This window comes from Gluconobacter sp., assembly GCF_047723935.1.
In the GTDB taxonomy this organism is placed as follows: Bacteria; Pseudomonadota; Alphaproteobacteria; order Acetobacterales; family Acetobacteraceae; genus Gluconobacter.
Genome location: NZ_JBDOBO010000003.1, coordinates 19,281 through 41,140, shown reverse-complemented (window position 1 = coordinate 41,140; position 21,860 = coordinate 19,281). Strand labels below are relative to the sequence as shown.

Sequence of the window (21,860 nt, the reverse complement as noted above, 5' to 3'; positions counted from 1 at the left end):
ATTTCAGAGGGTGGCGTTAATGAGAGCGCGGGTTGTCGGGTGTTGAGGGTGCATCAAAACGTCCGCTGTGGGGCCCGTTTCGACAATTCTCCCACCATCTAAAACAGCAATACGATGTGAGATGTGCCGAATTACAGCCAAGTCATGGCTAACAAAAATATATGACAACCCATGACGCTCCTGCAGATCCAGCAAAAGGTTCAGAACGATGGCCTGAGTGGAGACGTCCAGCGCCGAAACAGCCTCGTCTGCCACGATAACATCAGGGCGGGTTACGAGCGCGCGGGCGATAGCGATACGCTGTCTCTGGCCTCCGGAAAATTCTCTAGGATAGCGGCTGAAGGCGTCTTTCGGCAGAGCCACGTCTGCCAGAACGTCAAGAACACGACGGTTCCTTTCTTCAGCACCTAAACTGGTCTGATAAAGAGGTTCTGCGACGATTTTTTCAACCGTCTGCCGAGGGTCCAGAGCTCCTTGTGGGTCTTGGAAAATCATCTGGATGTGGGGTCTGAAGCGGTGTCGGGCAGCGCCGGTGAGGGACGTAATATCCTGTTCTTCAAAGAAAATTTGACCACTTTTCGCACCGACTAAACCCGTTAGGATACGAGCCAACGTAGATTTTCCGCTGCCTGAGGACCCAACGAGCCCCAGTGTTTCGCCCTTATCTACGTGAAGCGAGACATCTTGTAGAATGATCTTCGGTTTCTGCGAGCTAAGCAGCGATGTTCCCCGGCCTGCAACATCGTACTGGATATGTCTGGCTTCCAGAAGATGGCTCATGGCTCCACCCCAGACGCCAGATTTTCTGGCACTGGCAGGCGTGTCAGCGGCGGATGGTTCACTCCGTGTAGGGACATGCTCAGTAAAGCACGTGTGTATGGGTGCTGAGGTGCTGAAAAAAGTGTTTCCGTCTTTGCACTTTCCACGAGTGTCCCGTGTTGAAGAACCAGAACATGACTGGCTTTATGGCGGATCAGGCCCAGATCATGGGAAATCATCAGAATGGCCATCTGATTTTCAGATGCCAGATCCTGGACCAGATCCATGACCTCGGCTTGGATTTGGCTATCCAGTGCGGTTGTGAACTCGTCAGCAATCAGCAGTGCTGGTTTGCACGCGATTGCGATAGCCAGGAGCACACGCTGTCGCTGACCGCCTGACAGCGTGTGAGGGTAGTCGTTTGCTGAAACCCCTGCGCGACTGAGGCCAACACGATCCAGAAGCTGATGAACGGCCTCTTTGATTTCGCGACCTGTCATGGCGGTGTGCAGTCGGAACGTATCCCCGATTTGCTGACCAATCCGGCGGACTGGATTTAGCGCGGTCATGGGCTCCTGAAAAACCATGGCAATCTTCTGACCGCGCAGGCTTCGAAACTGGCGCTCCGGAAGAGAAATGAGGTTCTGGTCTTCAAACAGAGCCTGACCTGATGTTTCAAAGCCATCAGGGAGCAATCCCATAAGCGCACGGGCAAGGGTGGATTTTCCCGAACCAGATTCTCCCGTGACAGCGACGGTTTCACCAGCGTTCATGGTGAAGGACAAAGGGTGCAAAATGGCTGTGGAGCCAGCACGAACTGACAAATTTTGAACGGACAGAAGATGGCTCATGATGGCTGTCCTTTCAGTCTATTGAAAGGGCGCTCCAGAAGGTCACGTAGGCCGTCGCCAAGCAGATTAAACCCGAGCACCAGAACCATCACGGTCACACCTGGAATTGCAACAAGCAGGGGATGGTCAAAAATATGGATTTGATAAGACGCGAGCGTTCGTCCCAGATCCGGCTGAGGGGGCGGTGCCCCAAGCCCCAGATAGGATAGGCCGGCTTCTGAGAGAATGGCCAACGCCAGAGAGGTCGAGGCATGAACGATCAGAATAGGCGCGATGTTTGGAAGAACATGCCGAAGGATCGTATTGATAGAGTTCAGCCCTGCCATGCGAGCGGCTGCAATGTAATCGAGCACAAGAATGGAGTGCGCAGCCTGTCGTGTAATCCGGATCTGGGCTGGGATGCCGAAAAGTGCAATAGCGAAAATTTCGCCAGTGGCAGAGGCGCCTTGCGCTGTGACGAGCATGGCGGCGATCAGAATAGGTGGAAAAGCCAGTCCCAGATCTGCTGTGTTCATCACGGCTTTGCCGCGTAAACCGCCGTAAGCCGCGACGAGCCCCAAGGCTGTCCCAATGACTGTCGCGAGTGTCACCGCGATTACGGCGATTACCGTGCTGTTGAAAGCCCCTGTCAGGACATAACTCGCAATGTCACGTCCGAACGGGTCCGTCCCCAGTGGGTGAGAGAAAGAAATCGGAGCGTAACGATGCGCGATATCAATCAGAGGAGAGCGGCCACCCCGCCAGATCCACGTAACTGTTGCCGGGACAAGGCACGCCAGAAGAAGGGTACTTCCAGAAATCAGGCTCCTGTTCGTGCGAAGCCGGGTCATGCCCTTTCTCCTGCAAGGCGCGGGTCCAACCAGCGAACAATGATGGAAAGTGCCAGATTGAGCAGCAGGACACCCGCGACAATCAGCATGACAAGATTTTGTACGACCGGAATGTCACGCTGGTTCACGGCTTCCAGAAGAAGTTTTCCGCAGCCCGGAATATTGAACACGCTTTCGACAATGATTGCGCCAGTCACCAGAACGGGAAGCTGAATGCCGATCAGTGTTAGCACTGGAATCAATGCGTTTGGAATGGCGATTTTCCAGAGAACGGCCGTGCGGCTGTAGCCTTGAGCGCGTGCTGTCCGGATAAAGTCCTGGTTCAGAACATCAATGAGAGAGGAGCGCATGAAGCGTGCCGTGATGGCTGCCTGTGGGATGGCGAGCGCGACTGTGGGGAGGAAAAGAGCTCGCAGTCCAGTAAAAAATCCTGCGTTCCAGCCTGTAAATCCTCCTGCGGGAAACCAGTGCAGTGTCAGGGAAAACAGCAGCGTCATCATCATGGCGAGCCAGAAATCCGGAATGGATTTGAGGAACTGCAACGTCGCCATGACGGCAAGATCAAGACCTTTTCCACGATGAGTGGCTGCGATGGCTCCCGTGGGTAACCCAATGAGAAGAGCGAGGCCCGTAGCCAGCAGGATCAGAGGGAGGGTGCTCTGGAAGCGCTCAAGGATCAGTCCACGAACGGGGACATCATAGGCGTAACTCGTTCCAGCCTCTCCATGCAGCAGGCCAGAAATCCAGCGCAGATACCGTGTTGCGGGGGAAGCATCGAGGCCTAGCTGGTGATGGAGAGCTGCGATGCTGTCCGGGCTTGCATCCAGCCCGAGCATCACTGTGGCCGGATCCCCCGGAAGTAGGTTCAACAGAGCGAACACGATCACACTGGCGACTGCGAGAACCACCAGTCTTCCTGAAATGGCAGAGGCAAGATTTGTCATCATGGTTGCCACGTCACATCTGCCATAGGGCAGGCTGCGATCTGCTGGTCGATCCATAAGCCGGAGATATGTCGGTTCAGAACGGTGTCCCGAGGGCGGGAATATAGGAAAACGTTGGGCTCATCCTGCGCGAGGCGATCCTGCATGGCGATGGAGAGGTGATGCCGATCCTCCGCGTTGTCGCTGGCTTCATACTGCTCGAATAGCTCATGAAACTGCGGGCTTTTGTAATGAAAATAGATGTTATCCCGATCATAGATCCCGATGTCGTGCGGCTCTGTATGGGCAATGACTGTCATGTCAAAAGAGCCCTGCCCAAAAACACGGCCCAGCCATGATGGCCATTCCAACGGCTGCAACGTAACGATCAGGCCAACCTGCTCCAGATAAGCGGCAACGATTTCGCTCGTATCGCGAGCATAGGTGATGGGCGGGTAAGAGAGCGTCAGTTGTGTTCCCGGTTTGATGCCAGCCTCTTTGAGAAGCTCCCGTGCACGTTCCGGATTGTATGGGTACCGATCGGGGAGTGCAGTGTAGTCTGGATCATTGGGAGCCATATGAGATTGCAGGACTGTCCCGTCTCCATCGGCCCCAGCCTGAATGAGGGCTTTTCGATCGATAGCGTAGGCAAGAGCCTGACGTACGCGTAGGTCATTGAATGGCCTGCGCGCATTGTTCAGTGCCAGAATGGCTTTGAACGGGAAGGTCCCGCGCACGACCTTGATGTTAGGATTTCCTGCAAAACGGCCAAGAATTTCAGGGGCAGGGAATGAGGGATAAGCATCCAGTTCTCCCGCCAGAAGCGCATTGCTGGCAGCAAGCGGATCAGGCATGAACCGGAATGTGACAGCCTTTAGTTCTGGCGCCTTTCCCCAATAATCGGGATTACGGGACAGCGTGACATGATCGCCTCTTTGCCAGGCTTGGAAGAGAAACGGACCTGTCCCTATGGGATGGCTGGCGTTCTTGTCTGCTGATGAGGGTGACAGGATGGAGGCATCATTCCACGCAAGCTCATAGGTGAAGCTGCCATGGGCTTTTTTGAGTGTGATATCTGCGTGGGTAGTGTCGGGACAGTTCACATCCGCGATGTTTGTAAAGAATGTACGGTCGGGGTTTGTGCTGGACGTCGCCCCTGCACGCAAAAGGGAAAACCGCACATTTTCACAGGTGAGAGGAGTTCCATCATGAAAATGAACGTTTTCTTGCAAAGTGAAGTGATAAACGCGGCCTTCATCTGAGACAGTCCAATCCCGTGCAAGCAGGGGTTGGACGTGCCCGTCACGGTCCAGCCGGGTCAGGCCTTCAAAGACGTTGTTGTATGTGATTGTGCCGATGGCCTCGCTTGGGCTGCGGGTCGGGTCCAGGCCAGGCGGCTCAATAGAGACGCCAATGCTCATTGTGTCGCGCGTCTGAGCCAGCGCAGACGTGCCCAGACTCAGGCCTGCCATGGTTAAAAGCGCAAAAGTTGACTTCATGGGGTCTCGCCGGGAGCCGGGCGCTTGAGGCCAAGATGCTCGCGCAGGGTGGAGCCTTCATAGGCTGTGCGAAACAGGCCGCGTCTCTGAAGTTCTGGCACCACATGATCCACAAACGTTTCAAGGCTTTGCGGCAGAATGGGAGGCATGACATTGAACCCGTCTGCCGCGCCCTCCACAAACCACTCTTCAAGCTGATCTGCAATCTCCTTTGGGCCACCATAAATGGACCAATGGCCGCGAGCGCCGCTGACTTCGAGGTAGAGGTCGCGCAGGGTCATGTTGCGCTTCTTGGCCATTTCTACGAGCAGTGTCTGGCGGCTACGGTTTCCGTTGAAGTCTGCTGGAGCTTCTGGAAGGGGGGCATCAAGGGGGAGGCCACGGAGATCTGTGCCCGTCATGCCGCCAAGCAGAAATAGCCCGACGTCAGGGTGGGTAAGTTCGTCAAGTTCAGCCTTCAGATCTTCCGCTTCCATCTGTGTGCGACCAACAAGCGGATAGACGCCTGGCATGACTTTCAGGGATGCGGGGTCTCGCCCAATTTCCCTCATACGGCGGTGGAGATCGAGGCGGAAAGCTTTTGCTTCCTCAAGGTCTTGCTGGGCGGTGAAGACCATTTCGGCAGTTTCCGCAGCCAGTTGGCGGCCTGGTTCAGAAGAACCCGCCTGCACAAGAACGGGTCTGCCCTGTGGCGAGCGGGGGATGTCGATCTGACCTGCTGCAGAGAGAAACTCGCCCTTGAAGTCGAAGGGACGTCGGCCTTCTGGCGCAAAAAAGGCGCCGCTTTCTGTGTCTCTCAGGAAGGCGTCATCGCTCCAGCTATCCCAGAAGTTTTCTACAATTTGTGCAAACTCTCGGGCCTGACGATAACGGTCCGCATGCGGGACATGGCTCGGACGTCCGTAATGAATGGACTCCTTGACGTTGGCTGTCGTGACAAGGTTCCATCCGGCACGTCCGCCGCTGATCTGGTCAAGTGAGAGGAACTGCCGCGCGAGGTGATAGGGGACAGAGTATGTTGTGCTGACAGTGCCGATCAGACCAATCTTATCTGTTGTGGCAGCAAGCGCGGCAAGAAGCGTTAAAGGTTCGAAAGATGCTGCATATGTCATTCTGCGGAAGCCATCGATTGTGGCTTCGTCGATGGAGCTTGTAAAATCTGCGATGAACACGGCATCAAATAATCCCCGTTCAGCAAGGCGTGCCTGTTCAAGCTGACGCTTGAAATTGCTTCCTGCATCAGGGGCAGATCCAGCATGACGCCAAGCCGCCGCATGATGGCCGGTAGGGAGAAGAAATGCGGCGAGTTTCATCTGGGAAGCCATGGATCTTGATCTCTTGTTTTCAACGCGTTCAGAAACACAAAAAAATTGTTGCATTCACAACATAACCTGTTGTGAATCGTTTTTCTATCCCTTAAACGCAATTAAATAGTTGTTTTAAAGAACGACGAAGAAACTTAGTTATTAGGCGGAACCGATGCACGACGTCCTCACTGCTCCGTACCGCAGGAATGCCCTCCTTGTTCGTGGGCGTATCGCACTGATTTCCAGCGTTGCATTCCTGCCGCTCTGGAATGTTGCTGCGGCTGCGGAAGAGAATGCTACGAAAAAGCCCACCCAGGCTGCGTCACGGAAGGGAAGCACTGTCCCTACGGCTGCTCATTCCCAGATTGCATCCAAAGTGCATGCGGCTGAACCTTCACGGGTGGAAAATGTTGTCGTGACGTCTGAGCGTCGTGCAGACAGCCCGCAAAACATTGGTACATCAATCAGTGTGGTTTCCGCAAAAATGCTGGAAAACCGAAACATTAACAATGTGTTCGATCTCCAGTATGCCACGCCATCACTTCAGATCCAGCCTTCCTATGGAAGTGGACAGTTCACGTATACCATCCGTGGTGTAGGCTTCAACAACTACTCCAGTAACAATTCCCCAACAGTCGGTATCTATATCGATGAGGTGGCAAACCCGGTTCCGTTCGGCATCAATGGAATGATGTTTGACATGCAGCGCGTGGAAGTTCTGCGTGGGCCTCAGGGCACGCTCTATGGACGCAACACCACGGGCGGCGCCATCAATTATATTACGAATAAGCCCACCGACAAGCTGGCTGGGGGCCTGAGTGCTCAGTATGGCCGTTTCGATAGCGCCAAGATCGACGGTTATATTTCCGGCCCAATCAATGACAAGCTGAAATTCCGTCTCTCCGGCGAAACACAGCAGGGCGGGGCGTGGCAGTACAACCCTGAAGCGCAAGCGCATCTTGGCAACGTCAATCGTGGGGCCGCCCGCTTGTTGGTGGACTATGCACCGTCAGAGAGCTGGAAAATCGAATGGAATCTGCATGGCAGCCGTGACCGGTCTGACGGAACAGGGGTTTACGCCTGGCGCCCGATTACCAGCCTGAGTTCGACTAATCCAATGCCGGCATCTACCAGTCGTTACAACACGCGCTGGGGCACATCTGCGCAGTTTGCCAAGGAAACCGGACTGACACCGGACCAGAAGCCTTACAGCCATATTGATACGGGCGGGAGCAGCTTGCGGGTTGAGAAGCACCTTCGTGATTTCACGATCACGAACCTGGCCAGCTATGACTACATGCAGCGGAATGAATACGACAATTTTGATGACTCATCGCTGTCACTCGCCGATGTAAAATTTAACACGCGCGCCAATGTGGTGGCAAATGAACTGCGGTTCTCATCCAATACGTCTGGGCGTCTTCACTGGATCGATGGCATTTACTACGGGCACCAGTGGTTGAATGATCGCTACCAGTCTGGCTTTGAAGCGCTCTATAATACAGATGGCGATGTCCGTTATTCACAGACGGTCAATACCATCAGCGGATTTGGTCAGGTTACGTATGACCTGACGCCAAAACTGCAACTGGTCGGCGGAATTCGTGTCGAACACGAAAAGCGCACCCTCGACAATGTGTATGCGCATTATCTGGTCGGGGGCGTCGTCACGAACCCGAACAACTCTCTGGCTCAGCAGTCTCAGTCCTATACGCTGCCATCTGCAAAGTTCAGCGTTCAGTATCATCCGTTCAGTCATGACATGACGTATTTCACCTTCAGCAAAGGTGTAAAATCCGGTGGCTTCACGGTGTACAACTCATCTGACGTTACGCAGATGACCAACCCATTCAAGCCTGAGCAGCTTTATTCTTTCGAAGTGGGCAACAAGCTGATCCTGCCGCGGTATAACCTGCGAGTGAATGCTGACTTCTTCTACTATGACTATTTTGACCGTCAGGTTCAGTCCATCGCGTACAGCCCGACCACGGGCTCTGCCATTGGCCTGTTCGTCAATGCGCCACGTTCCCACATGTTTGGTGGGGAATATGAAGTCGAGTGGTCTCCGGTCCCTGGGCTGCATGTGGCGCAGTCTGGCGCTTATGTTGAAGGCGCATACGATGAGTTCAGTGCGGTCACGAGTTCCAGACGAGTTAATGGTGTCTGGGTTGGCGTGAAGCAGGACGTCTCCGGACGTGGCATTGAAGTCCCGCATTTCACAGCCAATGGTTCTGTGGATTATACGTGGCGCGTCGGCAAATACGACCTCGTTTCTGGTGTTGATTACAGCCTGCGTACGACGAGTACGGCCCTGAACTCTGCCAATACGATTCCGGGATATACCCTCTGGGGTGGATATATCTCTTTTGCCCCGCATAAGGGGCACTGGAAGATCGAGGGCATTGGTCGCAACATCACGGACAAGCATTATGACGTGACGCGCGGCTATTTTGTGGGTGGCGACAACATTGCAGTTGCTGGCCGGCCAGCAACCTGGGAAGTGCGCGTTCGCGCAGACTTCTGAAAAAGCGAGGGATGGCGTTCTTGCCATCCCTCTGATTTTTTCAGAACGAGGCCGCCACCGTGCCAAAGAACATGCGTGGCGGTGTAGGATAACCCACATACGTTGAGCCATCTCCCGCGGTGATGGTGGACCAGGAGCGCGTATTCGTCAGGTTGCTGACGTTGAACTGGAGTTTGAGGCTCTGCATGTGCGGGATATGCTTGAACGTATAACCAGAGCTGAAACCAAGCTGGAACCTTGGTGGCACCATGACGGTATTGGTAATCGTACCTGGACGAACACCCATATAGGTTCCGAAGAGCTGAGCGTTGAAGCCTGCCTGATTGTAGTTGATGGCGAACTTGTCAGACCAGACAGGAATAGCCGGGACTTTCTCGCCTTTTGTCGCGTAAAGCGTGGTGCCGTCCATGAAATCGCTGCCGTAGATGCTGCTGACATAGGATACGGCATCATAGATTGAGAAGTGCTGCCCGAACCGGAGTGTGAATGACAGATCCATACCATTTGTCGAAACGCTGCCCAGGTTGGCGACAGTGCCACCAACGCCGGAAATTCCCTGATTAGGTGGCTTGATCGAGCCAAGGCGATTGAAGAAATCGACATGATAATATTCAAGCTGACCACTGATCCCCGTGAGTGGGCCAAGAAACAGCGGTCGATTGGTTCGAATACCAGCTTCATAGGTCCAGGACGTTTCTGGTTTTCCTGTTTTCTTGAAGTCTTCAAATGCATCCTGACTGGTCACAGCCCAAGGTGACGTGCTGCCATATCCGGTCTGGGCAAACGAATTCATGTTTTCCTGAATGTTGGCGAATAACTGCTCATGTGGCGTGAAGCTCCACAAGGCACCGAAAGCGGGAAGGAAGGGTTTGTAAGACGGGATCGTTCCGCCAGCCACTGTGTGGGTGCTGGTATCGACAATCGTTTTTGCACCTTTAACAGATGATGCCAGAGACTGCGGCAAAGCAGCGACGGGCAACGTGCCGTTGGTATAAACCATCTCGGACTTGAAGCCTGCTGTCAGGGTCAGATGGGGCGTTACGCGCCAGCTATCCTGCAGGTGTGTGACAAACGTGTTCGTGTAAAACGCATTCATCCACTGAGTAAAAAGAGGATTGGTCGCGCGCTTATACGGCGTCAGCGTGTCCGTTGCGGTGAGCGGATACCAAAGACGCCCTTGTGTATTGTTGTTGCGTTCGTACCATCCGCCAACCTCAATATTATGGTGGCCCAGATGATAGTGCAGGGTGCTGGTCAGGCCTCCGCGATAGTCTTCATACTCCGTCGTACGAACAGCAAAACCTGTTCCGCCGGTTGCATTCCAGACCTTCGGATCAATTCCGGCATTGCTATACGTAAACTGACCATTCTTGATGTATTTGGATCCAGTAGGGTCCAGGTAGCTTCCAAGGATTGTCAGGATAGCGTTGGTGCGAATAGACGTTGCGACCACGCCCGCGCCATCGTCATAGTGAAAGTAAAGCTGGTTATCCCACGTTAGGTTTGGAGAAAATTTGTGCGAAATTTTCAGATAGGTGAGGTAATCGGTTCGCTGCGCTGCTGAGTAATAGTATTTATTATTGGGCGTTCCTGGGGCTGCGGGTTTGGAGGTCATGGCAGGGTAGTTGGCCATGGCAGCGTTCAAATCAGGGAAAAACGCACCGCGAGCATAGAGGTCTGTGGGCGCCGTTAGTCCTTGTGTGTTGGGCTCTGCCTTGTCCTGCCAGTCAAAATACGCCGTGATGGTGGTGTTTTTACCTTTATGAACAAACTTGCCATTTACCTGATAGCCACCCTGATTGTTTCCTGCACCAAGATTCCAAGGTCTGGCATCTTGCCGTGAGAAAGAAACATAGGCCGCGTTTCCGTTGCCAAAATTACCAGTGTCTAGACGGGCATAGGTGCGAAACGTGGAATAGCTGCCGAAAGTCTGCCGGATTGTTGCGCCGGCTTTTGCTTTCGGGTCCCGCGTATTGAACTCAATTGTTCCGCCCAGGTTACTGGTGGACGCTGTTCCGAGTGCGCCCGCCCCAGAGGAGAGGGACGTTTGGCCGATATTTTCGCTGATGGCGGCTCGTTGCGGAGAGAGGCCATTATAATTGCCGTAAGCGCCCGCACCGAGCGGCACACCATCAAGGGTGTAGCCAAGCTGGCTGTTGGAAAAACCGTGAACGTAAATGCTTGAGTTCTGCTCGTTGTTGCCCCACGGATCAACATTGTTGAATGTCACGCCAGGTAGAAGATCCAGCGCCTGCATCGGGTTCTGACCCGGCATCATTTCCTGCATCTGGTCGCCGCTGATGCTCAACACAGACCGTGTCCGATGGCCTGTCGCAACAATCTGCTCAATGTCGCGCTCATCACAGGTCCGCGATGCGCGTATGCGCTTTGGGGGGCGTTTTGTAGAGGCACCACGTCGAATGACCATTCCGCCGCCTGGAGCAACCTCGGCAACCAGGCCGATCCCACTGAGCAACCGCGCTACGGCTGCCTCAACTGACAGGGCGCCATTAACGGACGGAGCCTGAAGGTGGTCCACCAGTTCAGGAGAGAAAATGACACTCTGGCCGGTCTGTTGGCTCAGGGATTCCAGTGCCTGTGCCATTGGCTGACGGTTAATGTGAATATTCGCTGTGGCTGACGGTGTAGCCAGAGCAGAATGGGTCAGAATGGTCGTCCCTACAGTCAGAAGCAGAACTGCGCGAAGGGGGCACCGGACGTTGACGGCCATGTATTCTCTATCCTGTTGGTGATCGCAGAAGGCGATCTCAACAGGAAGACAAATGAAAACTGAAAAACCTCAGCATTGTTCAACGGTTTTCATGAAACCGTCATAAAGCACGAAAGATGAAAACGTTTCCCTGTTCCTGGAGCGTCAAGGGAAGAAGGCGCGGAAGCATCCGCAAAAACATCTCGCCCTGCGACACAAAATAAACCCCGCTTAACCGCATATTTGAAACAGTTGGCGACGCCAGGATGATCTGACGTTGGCTATACCGTCGGATTTCTGAAACAGCCTCCTGCAGAGGCGTATTGCGGAAAATCAGACGTCCGGTCTGCCAGGAAAGAAGCGCTTCGATGTTGGGATAATCGATGCTCACCGCACCATCCTGGGCAATTCGAAAGCGCTGCCCCGTGCGGATCCAGATATCATCTGCGGCAGTTGTTCCGCTTCGGAGCAATATCCTGCCCCGAAGTGCCGTGATGTCTGTGCAGTTCTGTTCCATGCGGACATTCGCTGAGGTCTGTCGTGAGAGCCGAACTGTGACGTTTCGAACTGAGAGGTGGAAATCTGATGAGCTTTCAGGGGAAAGCAGCACTTGCCCGTGCTCCAGTCTCGCGCGGTGCCCATCTTCAGACAGCGTCATCCGGCTTCCTGAATCCAGGAGGCATGTGCCGTAATTAGGCAATGCAATGCGAAGAGTATGCCCAGTCGATGCCTGCAGAACACGGGATGCTCTGGCAGTCTTGTTCATCGGCACAAGTGCGATGAGAGCAGCTGAGGCAAGGGCCAGTGCACTTCTACGCCCTAACGAAAAACCATGCGTATCTAAGCGTTTTGCGGGCGTTGCAGGAATGCTTTGTGTTGGAACCCCGCCGCCAAGCTCCCAGTAATCCGTCAGGAGTTCAAAAGTATTGGCGTTACAGGTGTCCTCACGCATCCACTGTACAAAGCGGGCACGGTCCGTGTCGTTACAATCATCAGCGTGCAGGCGCGCAATCCAGAGGGCGGCCTGTTCTCGAACTGCGAACTGCTTTTCGGAAGGCATTAATGGTCCATCCAGGAAGCAAGAAAGACAAGGGCTTTTGCAATATGCTTTTCCACGCTGCTTTCGCTCATTCCCAGCGTTAAAGCAATCTCCCGATACTTCATTTTTTCAACACGATTGAGAAGAAAGGCCTGCCTTGTCTTTTCGGGAAGCTGTCTGCAACCCTCGTGAAAGCGACCCATTCTTTGGCCTGACGCATAAACGTCTTCCTGGGATGGCCCAGGATCTTCTATTTCTAATGTAATATCCCGATCATCGCTGAAAGATTGTAGGCGCGATGAGGCTTTTTTCAAATCATTGAGATGCAGGTTGAGCGCACTTCTGGCGATGTATGCTTCCGGATGCGTCACGTCGTCTTTGGCGCGTTCATAATAATTCGCCAGCGCCGTCTGCAGATGATCCTCCGCATCGTCGCGATGTGTCAGGCTTTTGATGCGGCGGCAAAGGCGCAGCCATTCCTGCTGACAGGGAAACCAGTTTTCCGCCAAAGCTTCTATCATCCTGTTTTAAAGATGGACTGCCTGCAGCGCTCCATTACGGATTTTGGCGGGATGGGTCTGTGACAGTTTCATGAAAAGAGGCTGAAGGGCATGGGCAAACGCTCTCATTCGCTGTCTTGGAAAGAGTGCGACCGCTCGATTTCAGCGAAAGATTTTCCATCATGCTTTTAAACCGCCGACGGGTATTGACAGGTTTGGGAGCAGGGCTCCTGTTTTCCTACCGCCTGAAGCAGTTGTCTGCTGCCGCCCCGCATAATCTGGACAAGACTCCTGAGTTTGATGCATCGCCCTTTCAGTTGGGTGTAGCATCCGGAGATCCGGCACCAGACGGTTTCGTAATATGGACACGCCTTGCGCCGCACCCGCTGGAAGAAGCGGGAGGAATGAAGCGCCTGAAGCCTGTTCTGGTGGACTGGGAAATTAGCGAGGATGCGCGTTTTTCAACACGCCTGCGGTCGGGGCAGACCATTGCTCACCCAGAACTCGCTCATTCCGTTCATGTTGAAGTTGATGGGCTCCAACCAGATCGGCCTTACTGGTATCGTTTCCATATTGCCGGACATGAGAGCCCGATGGGTCGCGCCCGTACTTTGCCGTTGCCCGGTGCAAGCGTGCAGCGTGTAAGGTTCGCCGCCGCAGGGTGTCAGCACTACGAATTTGGGTATTACAGTGGCTGGCGAGCTATCGCGAACGAGAACGTCGATTTTGTTTTCCATTACGGGGACTATATTTACGAAGGAGCCGATATTGGGGCAGGCGTACACACCGTTTATGGAAAGCCATTTACGGCGGTCCGTCGGCACATCGGGCCAGAAATCTATTCCCTCGACGAGTATCGCCGCCGTTACGCGCAGTACAAAATTGACCCGGACCTACAGGCTGCTCATGCCGCTGCGCCATGGCTGGTAAGCTTTGATGATCATGAAGTTGATAATAACTGGGCAGGGGATACCGATCAGGACGGTACTCCGGCGGATATTTTCCGTCTGCGTCGGGCATCCGCCATGCAGGCCTATTACGAACATATGCCCCTTCGTATCAGTTCTCTTCCAGATGGCAGTCACATGCAGATGTACCGAAGCTTCCGCTTTGGTGATCTGATGAATACGTTCGTGTTGGATACCCGTCAGTACCGGAGCGATCAGGCTTATGGTGATAAAGACGTTCCGCAGGGACCGGATGTCTGGTCACCCGAACGCACAATGATGGGACAACAGCAGGAGGCCTGGCTTTTCAACGGGCTGGGACAATCTGACACGCGGTGGAACCTGCTGGCGCATCAGGTGATGGTTATGGATCTTGCTCACCGTAAGTCAGCCCATTCGGAACTGCTTTACAGCATGGATCAGTGGTCCGGTTATATGCATAGCCGTAACCGACTGCTTCAGTTCATCGGAGAGCACTGCCCCGGAAACGTGGTCAACGTGACGGGCGACGCACATCGGCATTATGCGGGCAATCTCGTGATTGATCCCGCCAAGCAGAAGCCGGTCTCCGTGGAATTTCTGGCGACGTCCATTTCTTCAGGCGGTGATGGCGTTGGAGATAATGACGCCCATAGCCAGTCGGTTCGGCGTGAAAACCCGCATCTTAAGGCAACGACAGACAAGCGTGGCTATGTGTTGTGCGATGTTGGCCGGGATGTCTGGCGAGCAGATCTTAAAACTCTGGATCAGGTGAGCAATCACGAGGGACAGCTCTCAACCTACGCCAGTTTTGCAGTTGAGCGTGGCAACCCAGGCCTTCAAAAGGCCTGAGCGGATATGTCGACCATCAGGGCGTTTCGTCCTGATGGTTTGAAGTCATGCGAAAGCAGGTCAGCAAGCCTGCGAGAGAGGTAAAGAACAGAACTAGTCCCATCGGTAAGGCACTGGTTTTGCTCAGCCCGACGAGAGGAGCAGCAACGCCGCCAACCAGGAGGTTGAGAGAGCCGAGGATGGCACTCGCACTTCCTGCACGGTGGCCTTGCTTGGCAATGGCGAGAACAAATGTAGCCGTCAAAATCATGCCGATGCACGTCATGTAAAGGAAGATGGCTGCCACCAACAGGAAGAGCGGTCCTTTCAGTGTCGCATTAAGCGTGATCAGTGCGGCTGCGGTTGTAATGCAGATCACGGATGCCCGGAGCATTGTATTGGTGCGCGCCATGCTGCCTGCACGGCCAATCAGCCAGCTCCCCCCGACGAGTGCCAGACCATTGATTCCAAACAGAAGACTGAATGTCTGGGGCGAGACGCCGTAGATGTCCTGATAGACGAAGGGCGTGCCGGCCACATAGGCAAAGCTGCCGCCATGGATCAGCCCCACAGTCAACGCATGCCCAATGAATTCCCGGTCCGTCAGGAGGCTATGGAATGTCTCTAGCGTCGAGCGTGCTGAATTGGGCAGGCGGCGGTGTAATTCAAGAGTTTCATTCAGGCGCCCGCCGACCAGACCTAGCGCCACGATGCCAAAGCCGGTCAGGAACCAGAACATGGTGCGCCATGTTGCTGATGGCAAAGCCAGAATGGCTCCACCCATCATTGGTGCCACCATGGGGGCGACAGCATTGATGATCATCAAGCGAGAAAAGAACCGTGCGAGGTCCGGCCCATTAAACACGTCCCGCACCACTGCCCGCGACAGAACCAATCCGGCTGATGCGGTGAGGCCCTGGAGAAAGCGGGCGACGATGAACGCTGTGATGCTGGATGAAATGGCGCAGAACAGGGATGACAGCGCAAAAAGCGCCATCGCTGCCAGGAGCGGCCCTTTCCGGCCGCGTGAGTCGCTGAACGGTCCCACCATGAGCTGTCCCAGCGCCAGCCCGATCAGGGTGCTGGTCAGGCTGAACTGAACTGCGGTCTCTCCAGCGTGAAAATCATGCCCGATACTGGGGAAACCCGGCAGGTACATATCGATGTTAAGCGGACCGAGACACGTCAGCAGTCCGAGGATGAGGATAAGATCCCGTTGGGCGGGACGTGATGTCTCGGTAGTGGGATCAGTCATGGACTGGAACCTTGATAATGGTGACGCCAGAGGCCGTCATGCGGGTGAGCTCGTCTGTTGGGGCATCATCGGTAACGATCAGGGTCTGGACAGTTTCAAGAGGGGCAACGGGGAAGCGCCCCCCGGACCCGATCTTGCTTGCTTCGGCCATGATCACCACGCTTTCGCTCCGGCTCAGAACCTCACGTTTGAAGGCGGCTTCTTCATGATCCCAGACACTTGGTCCTTCGGCGGAAATGGCCCAGACGCCCAAAGAGCAGAGATCAAAACGGTAATGCTGAAGGGACTGGACGGCGACTGACCCTGTCACGCCACCCGTTGTTCCTTCCAGACGCCCGCCAATCATAATGGTTTCAATCTGGTCTGCGTCGCTCAGGGCAACAGCAACGGCGGGACTGGGTGTGACCACAGTCAAAGGTGTATCGCGGGGAAGCGATCCAGCCAGAGCAATATTGGTTGAGCCAGTGTCGATGAAGACAACCTGCCGCGGCTTGAAAAGCGTTGCGGCCTGCCGTGCGAGGGCGTTCTTCAGTGGAACCTTTTCGCCCATTCTCGCCCGGATATGAGACGCATTGGGCTGTAGCCGCAGTGCACCGCCATAAACGCGGCGACATTCTCCTGCTTCAGAGAGCTCACGCAGATCGCGCCGGATCATATCGACCGGGACGGTCCATTCCGTGGCCAGATCAGCCGCGACAACACGCCCGTGGCTTCGCAGACGGGCGCGAATGTGGCTGAGACGTTCGTCCTTGAGAATGGGACTTTCTCCGAAACGGGTTAAAACACGCGCAAACCGTCATAAACGCGCATAACCTGTCAAGAAGTTTTGCATGTCCCTCCGTTTTGAAAGGGAAGGTGTGGCAGATCAGAAACTCAGGACAGCATCCAGATTGAACCACAGCATGTTGTTCGTCCCGTTATTCACCGTTCTGGAAGAGACTGTGCCGGATTGATTGAAGGGGTGTGTTCCATTCAGGGATTTGTCCAGACGGATTTCAGGTCGGAGGGTCAGGCTGGCTGGACCCAGATGTCGGTTGATGAAGGTGGGCCGGTACGCCACCCCAACTGTCAGGTCTCCGTATGTGGTCGGCAGGGCGTTATAATACTCGAACGGGCGGTTTCTCAGCGAGTTTGTGTAGGACATGTCGCTGGAATACTGGTTGATGATGCCGCCAGTGTTGTCTCGGAAGATCTCACCTCGGACGTTGAGTGTGAGGGATGGCCGGATGTCCCACGACAGATATGAAGAAACGCCATAAGCATCGTCGCGCGACGCATCGTCGTGCAGATAGAGGGCTTCTGCCATCACGGACAATGCATCTGTCACGTGATAAGTGGCGAGAAGGTCCGCGTTATACTGCATGAGATCGTTGGCGGATCGCCCGATGCCTGCACTGTTCCATCCGGCGGGTGAAACGATCGTGCGGCCATTATTTGCCTGCGGGCCGAAATGGCCAATAGCATGGACATTCAGCTTGCCGCCCATCAGATTATTCCACGCAAAGCCAAAGTAGCCTTTGGGGCGGCTATTGTTTCCAGCGCCTCCGAAGGTTGTGGAATTGCCTGTATCGATGCCCAGGATCCAGTCCATGTGATGGCTTAAATGCATCGTGGCCACGACGCCTACCGTCTCGAAGGGAACGATATAGTCGGCGGCGTAATTGAAAGAATAGAACGGACGGGCGAGGGCTGGTGTGCCTTCAGCGCCCATCAGGCCGTACATTTGACCGGCCTGGAAATCGATGCCGTGATGGAAAATCCATGGCGTGTGGATGTCGATATGGGCCTGTGTGGGTGCCCACTGGTACAAGCCGCTAATCGTGCCGTCGCCCATTCCGATCGTTGGGTCGAAACGTGAGTCAGATCCGTACATCATCTCTACGACAAACCCGATCCCGTAACCGCTTCCGATGGAGGTGACGGGATGCGACAGAGAGCCCATGATCTGGTTAAGGGTCACGGTATTCGCGCGATCCAGATAAAACTGCCCGAAATTCCGTCCAGATTTAGTCCACGGGTTCCCGCTGATACCAGCTTCGACCGTGAGATGTCCGACCAGCCCATCCCAATAAGTAAGGGGACGTCCTGCTTTGGGAGAGAAAAGATTTCCGGCTTTCAACGCCGGAAGATCAGGATCTCCGGCATCGTTCGTATGGGATGCTGTTGGCGATGGGGTAGGGTGATTGGGATTGGGCGTGCCGTTTGGCGTGATCGTCGTGTTTGAAGAGGCCGCCGCCTGCGCATAGGCGAAAGACGGCAGGGCGGTTCCGGCTAGCAGACAAAAGACTGCCATGACGTGTTTTTTTGACACGCGAAATTCCGTTCCTGAAGGTTTCGGAAGGGTCGTGAGGAAAAACGGATCAGATTTCTGAGGCTGCCTGCTTCTGCCCGTTCTGGTATTTCCGCATGAAGAAGAGGCTCAGTATCGTCATGAAGGCCATGTAAATCAGGCAGACTTCCGGGTTGTAATACGTGACGGCGACCAGAAGGATCACTGCGCCTGCCAAGGCAATACCCGGAAGAACGGGGTAGAGCGGTGCACGATAACTCCGCGCAAGATCTGGCTCCATCTGGCGTAGGCGAAACAGGCTTACCATGCTGAGAATATACATCGTCAGCGACCCAAAGACGGCCATGGTGACAAGCGTTGCCGTCAAAGACTGGCCGTGGATCGAAATGACGTCATCAGAGAAAATGGCAGCAATGCCAATAACGCCACCGGCAATGGTCGCGGTGTAGGGTGTGTGGAAGCGGGGATGCACTTTGCCGAGAACAGCGGGCAGAAAGCCAGCCCGCGCCATTGCGAAAATCTGGCGAGCATATCCCATGATGATCCCGTGCAAAGACGCGACAAGTCCAAACAGACCCAGCCAGACCAGCATATGCAGCCAGCCGCTATGTGCGCCGACAACATGCTTCATCGCCTGAGGCAGGGGATCATTCAGGTTGGCCAACGCATGCCAATCCCCCGCACCACCAGCAAATACCATGACGCCAAAAGCCAGTGCGACCAGCGTTAGAACCCCTGCAACATAGGCGATGGGGATGGATCGGCGAGGGTTGCTGGCTTCTTCCGCCGCCATGGCGACGCCTTCGATCGCCAGGAAGAACCAGATGGCAAAAGGAATGGCCGCGAAGATGCCACCCATGGCCTCCAGTCCGAAATGAGGTGCAACGCCCCATCCATCGTGCAGGAAGTTGTCCCATGAAAAAGCGGGAGCAACGACGCCCATGAATACCAGCAGCTCAATGATTGCGGCGATTGTGATGAACAGTTCGAACGTGGCGGCAATATGGACCCCCACGATATTGAGCGCCATGAAGACGATATAGGCGCCCAGTGCTGCCACCTTTGGGTTCAGATGAGGAAACTGAACGTTCAGATAGGCTCCGATGGCAAGCGCGATGGCTGGTGGTGCGAAAATGAATTCAACCAGTGTGGCCAGACCGGCAATCAAACCACCCCAGCGGCCAAGCGCACGCTGGCTGTAAGCAAACGGGCCCCCTGCCTGCGGGATGGCACATGTCAGTTCCGTGAAGCTGAAAATGAAACTGGTATAAACGAGCGCGACAAAAACTGTGGCAATCAGAAAGCCTAACGTCCCCGCTGTTGCCCAGCCGTAGCTCCATCCAAAATATTCACCCGAAATGACGAGACCAACCGCAATTCCCCAGAGATGAAACGCACTAAGGGACTTGTTGAGATGCGTCGGAGCAGTGCTCATTGGTCATTGTCCTTTTTCAGGGTGGGAGTGGTGTTTTCAATCAGAGGGGCATCTGGCGCCGCATCTTTGAGGCCGACGCCAGTGAGTTTCAGATGGCGGGCTTCACGCATGAGCCAGGCCAGTTTTGTCGCGGCGGCGGGAATGGTCATGCCATGAGCATGAATGTTGGAGAGGCAGTTCCGTGCTGAATCCGGGCAGCCCACAAACGGCGCATATGTCAGGTACACGCCCAGACTATCCGCGACGCTGAGACCGGGACGTTCGCCAATCATCATCACAACCATTCTCGCTCCGAGAGTGACGGCAATTTCGTCCCCCAGAGCGACGCGTGCCTGTGTTGCAATAACCAGCGGGGCGATTTTCCAATCCGGAAGGCGGCTCTTCATGGCCCGAAAGAGCGGAGTAGCATTTTGCTGGGTGGCAAAAGAAGACAGACCATCGCCCGCGACGAATACTACGTCCCAGTCACCTTTTGTGAGAGTGCCGAGCGTTTCTGGGGCCAGCCGGCGGCCAAGATCGGGGCGACGCAAATAGGTGGAACGGTCTGATGCGCGGCTATGGACGATCAGATAGGGCTCAGGCCCTAAAGTCGCTGTCAGGGCTGAAACGTCTAGAGGTGTGTGGACCGCGTCCCGGGCTTGGGCGTGCGAAGCCTGAAAATCGAGCACATCCTCGGTTTTCAACGCGTTTCCTGCGCGACCCAGGCCGATCCGGGCACGGGTCAGACGCCGCAAATCCTGCCAGAGGTCTGCTGCGTGCGGCGGAATAGAGGGCGCGTTGCGGTCATCCGTCATGTTCAACGCGCCATTTCACCAAGAAGGGTCTGGCCGGGTGGAATATCCAGCATGCGCTCCGTTTGCGGATCATAGAGGCCCATTTTATCCAGCCAGCCAGCAAATTCCGGAGCGGGCTTGAGGCCCAGAAGCTTCCGAAGGCTCAGAAGGTCATGGAACGACAGGCTCTGGTAATTGAGCATGATGTCATCAGCTCCCGGCACCCCGATGAGGAACGTGATCCCAGCAGCTCCCAGCAGCACCATCAGGTTGTCCATATCATCCTGATCAGCCTCGGCATGGTTGGTATAGCAGGCGTCACACCCCATCGGGACGCCCAGCAACTTCGCACAGAAATGATCCTCCAGCGCGGCACGGATGATCTGCTTTCCATCATACAGATACTCCGGCCCGATGAACCCGACGACCGTATTGACGAGAAGGGGGTCATAGGCGCGAGCCACAGCATAGGCGCGGGCTTCTACAGTCTGCTGATCAACGCCATGATGGGCATCGGCGGAGAGTGCAGCGCCCTGACCCGTCTCGAAATACATGACATTTTTGCCGATGGTACCCCGGTTCAGCGCTCGGGCGGCCTCATGGGCTTCCTTGAGAATTGAGAGGCTGACTCCGAAGCCTTCATTGGCTTTCTGGGTGCCTGCGATGGACTGAAACACCAGATCAACCGCGCCGCCACGGTTCATGATTTCGAGTGTGTTGGTGACGTGCGTCAGAACGCATGTCTGTGTGGGAATGTCATAGCGCTGGCGGGCTTGGTCCAGCATTTCCAGCAGGGCAAGACCATTGGAGACGCTGTCTGTTGCCGGGTTGATGCCAATGACGGCATCGCCCATGCCACGCAAAAGACCATCAAGCGTAGAAGCGGCAATACCCCTCAGATCATCTGTAGGATGGTTGGGTTGCAGACGTGTGGACAGACAACCTTCGAGGCCGATGGTATTGCGAAATTTTGTGAGGACGCGGATCTTGCGCGACACTGTAATAAGATCCTGATTTCTCATGATCTTACTGACAGCAGCGGCCATTTCCGGTGTGATGCCTGGAGCTAAGGCTGCCAGTGCTTCTGTCGTGGCGTCTTCGGACAGCAGCCAGTCCCGGAAGCCAGCAACAGTCAACGATGAGAGCGGGGAGAAGGCGCTCTGGTCGTGTGTATCCAAAATCAGGCGCGTCACGTCATCCGTTTCGTAAGGGATGAGTTCTGATTTCAGGAATGTGTCGAGGGGGAGGTTTGCGAGAGCGTAACGGGCGGCAACGCGTTGAGCATCGGAAGAGGCAGATAGGCCCGCGAGTTCATCACCAGAGCGGGCAGGAGACGCTTTGGCCAGCAGCGTCTTCAGATCATCAAAGGTATACTGTTCCCCTCGCAGGGTGCATCTGTAAGCCATGG

17 protein-coding genes are annotated in these 21,860 nt (G+C 54.9%); 2 read left to right on the top strand and 15 right to left on the bottom strand.

What is annotated here, in order from left to right:
- Positions 1-3: 3 nt before the first annotated feature.
- From ABF979_RS03315 to ABF979_RS03290, 6 genes are read right to left on the bottom strand one after another with little or no spacing between them, the layout of a single operon-like run.
- On the bottom strand, positions 4-780 hold the full coding sequence (locus ABF979_RS03315; protein ID WP_415557749.1) for an ATP-binding cassette domain-containing protein: 777 nt from the start codon (positions 778-780) through the stop codon (positions 4-6).
- A complete protein-coding gene (locus tag ABF979_RS03310) occupies positions 777-1,610 on the bottom strand; it encodes an ATP-binding cassette domain-containing protein (RefSeq protein ID WP_415557747.1) in 834 nt (277 codons plus the stop codon). The genes ABF979_RS03315 and ABF979_RS03310 overlap by 4 nt, the downstream gene beginning before the upstream one ends.
- Complete coding sequence (locus ABF979_RS03305) at positions 1,607-2,440, bottom strand: ABC transporter permease (RefSeq protein WP_415557745.1); 834 nt, start codon at positions 2,438-2,440, stop codon at positions 1,607-1,609. The genes ABF979_RS03310 and ABF979_RS03305 overlap by 4 nt, the downstream gene beginning before the upstream one ends.
- Positions 2,437-3,387 (bottom strand): ABC transporter permease, encoded by a 951-nt coding sequence (locus ABF979_RS03300; protein ID WP_415557743.1) that lies wholly within the window; start codon positions 3,385-3,387, stop codon positions 2,437-2,439. Before ABF979_RS03300 ends, ABF979_RS03305 begins: the two co-directional genes overlap by 4 nt.
- Entirely contained in the window at positions 3,384-4,862 is a 1,479-nt protein-coding gene (locus tag ABF979_RS03295) for an ABC transporter substrate-binding protein (protein WP_415557741.1), read from the bottom strand. The genes ABF979_RS03300 and ABF979_RS03295 overlap by 4 nt, the downstream gene beginning before the upstream one ends.
- The gene (locus ABF979_RS03290; protein ID WP_415557739.1) at positions 4,859-6,187 is read right to left on the bottom strand and encodes an LLM class flavin-dependent oxidoreductase; all 1,329 of its coding nucleotides are present in this window, start codon (positions 6,185-6,187) and stop codon (positions 4,859-4,861) included. The genes ABF979_RS03295 and ABF979_RS03290 overlap by 4 nt, the downstream gene beginning before the upstream one ends.
- Before the next feature lie 154 nt (positions 6,188-6,341).
- Between ABF979_RS03290 and ABF979_RS03285 the strand changes: the two genes are divergently transcribed.
- Positions 6,342-8,693, top strand: a complete 2,352-nt coding sequence (locus ABF979_RS03285) for a TonB-dependent receptor (RefSeq protein ID WP_415557737.1) — start codon at positions 6,342-6,344, stop codon at positions 8,691-8,693.
- A 40-nt stretch (positions 8,694-8,733) separates the two neighbouring features.
- Here ABF979_RS03285 and ABF979_RS03280 read toward each other — a convergent pair whose 3' ends face one another.
- The 3 genes from ABF979_RS03280 to ABF979_RS03270 form a co-directional block, all read right to left on the bottom strand.
- Positions 8,734-11,424 carry a secretin and TonB N-terminal domain-containing protein gene (locus ABF979_RS03280; RefSeq protein WP_415557735.1) on the bottom strand — a complete coding sequence of 897 codons (2,691 nt, stop codon included), beginning with the start codon at positions 11,422-11,424 and terminating at the stop codon, positions 8,734-8,736.
- 100 nt (positions 11,425-11,524) lie between these two features.
- A complete protein-coding gene (locus ABF979_RS03275; RefSeq protein WP_415557733.1) occupies positions 11,525-12,463 on the bottom strand; it encodes a FecR family protein in 939 nt (312 codons plus the stop codon).
- A complete protein-coding gene (locus ABF979_RS03270; protein WP_415557731.1) occupies positions 12,463-12,951 on the bottom strand; it encodes an RNA polymerase sigma factor in 489 nt (162 codons plus the stop codon). Before ABF979_RS03270 ends, ABF979_RS03275 begins: the two co-directional genes overlap by 1 nt.
- A gap of 173 nt (positions 12,952-13,124) precedes the next feature.
- On the opposite strand from ABF979_RS03270, the gene ABF979_RS03265 reads away from it, so the two are divergent.
- On the top strand, positions 13,125-14,720 hold the full coding sequence (locus ABF979_RS03265; protein WP_415557729.1) for an alkaline phosphatase D family protein: 1,596 nt from the start codon (positions 13,125-13,127) through the stop codon (positions 14,718-14,720).
- Positions 14,721-14,736: 16 nt separating this feature from the next.
- Here ABF979_RS03265 and ABF979_RS03260 read toward each other — a convergent pair whose 3' ends face one another.
- The 6 genes from ABF979_RS03260 to ABF979_RS03235 all read right to left on the bottom strand — a co-directional run bounded on the left by ABF979_RS03260 (position 14,737) and on the right by ABF979_RS03235 (position 21,858).
- Positions 14,737-15,954 (bottom strand): Bcr/CflA family efflux MFS transporter, encoded by a 1,218-nt coding sequence (locus tag ABF979_RS03260; protein ID WP_415557727.1) that lies wholly within the window; start codon positions 15,952-15,954, stop codon positions 14,737-14,739.
- Positions 15,947-16,684 carry a DeoR/GlpR family DNA-binding transcription regulator gene (locus ABF979_RS03255; RefSeq protein ID WP_415557861.1) on the bottom strand — a complete coding sequence of 246 codons (738 nt, stop codon included), beginning with the start codon at positions 16,682-16,684 and terminating at the stop codon, positions 15,947-15,949. Before ABF979_RS03255 ends, ABF979_RS03260 begins: the two co-directional genes overlap by 8 nt.
- Before the next feature lie 135 nt (positions 16,685-16,819).
- Positions 16,820-18,247 carry an outer membrane beta-barrel protein gene (locus tag ABF979_RS03250; protein WP_415557859.1) on the bottom strand — a complete coding sequence of 476 codons (1,428 nt, stop codon included), beginning with the start codon at positions 18,245-18,247 and terminating at the stop codon, positions 16,820-16,822.
- 67 nt (positions 18,248-18,314) lie between these two features.
- Positions 18,315-19,679, bottom strand: coding sequence for an ethanolamine permease (eat, locus tag ABF979_RS03245; RefSeq protein ID WP_415557725.1), 1,365 nt, complete (start codon positions 19,677-19,679; stop codon positions 18,315-18,317).
- The gene (gene eutC / locus ABF979_RS03240; protein WP_415557723.1) at positions 19,676-20,473 is read right to left on the bottom strand and encodes an ethanolamine ammonia-lyase subunit EutC; all 798 of its coding nucleotides are present in this window, start codon (positions 20,471-20,473) and stop codon (positions 19,676-19,678) included. The genes eat and eutC overlap by 4 nt, the downstream gene beginning before the upstream one ends.
- Positions 20,474-20,475: 2 nt before the next feature.
- The gene (locus ABF979_RS03235; RefSeq protein ID WP_415557721.1) at positions 20,476-21,858 is read right to left on the bottom strand and encodes an ethanolamine ammonia-lyase subunit EutB; all 1,383 of its coding nucleotides are present in this window, start codon (positions 21,856-21,858) and stop codon (positions 20,476-20,478) included.
- Positions 21,859-21,860: the final 2 nt, after the last annotated feature.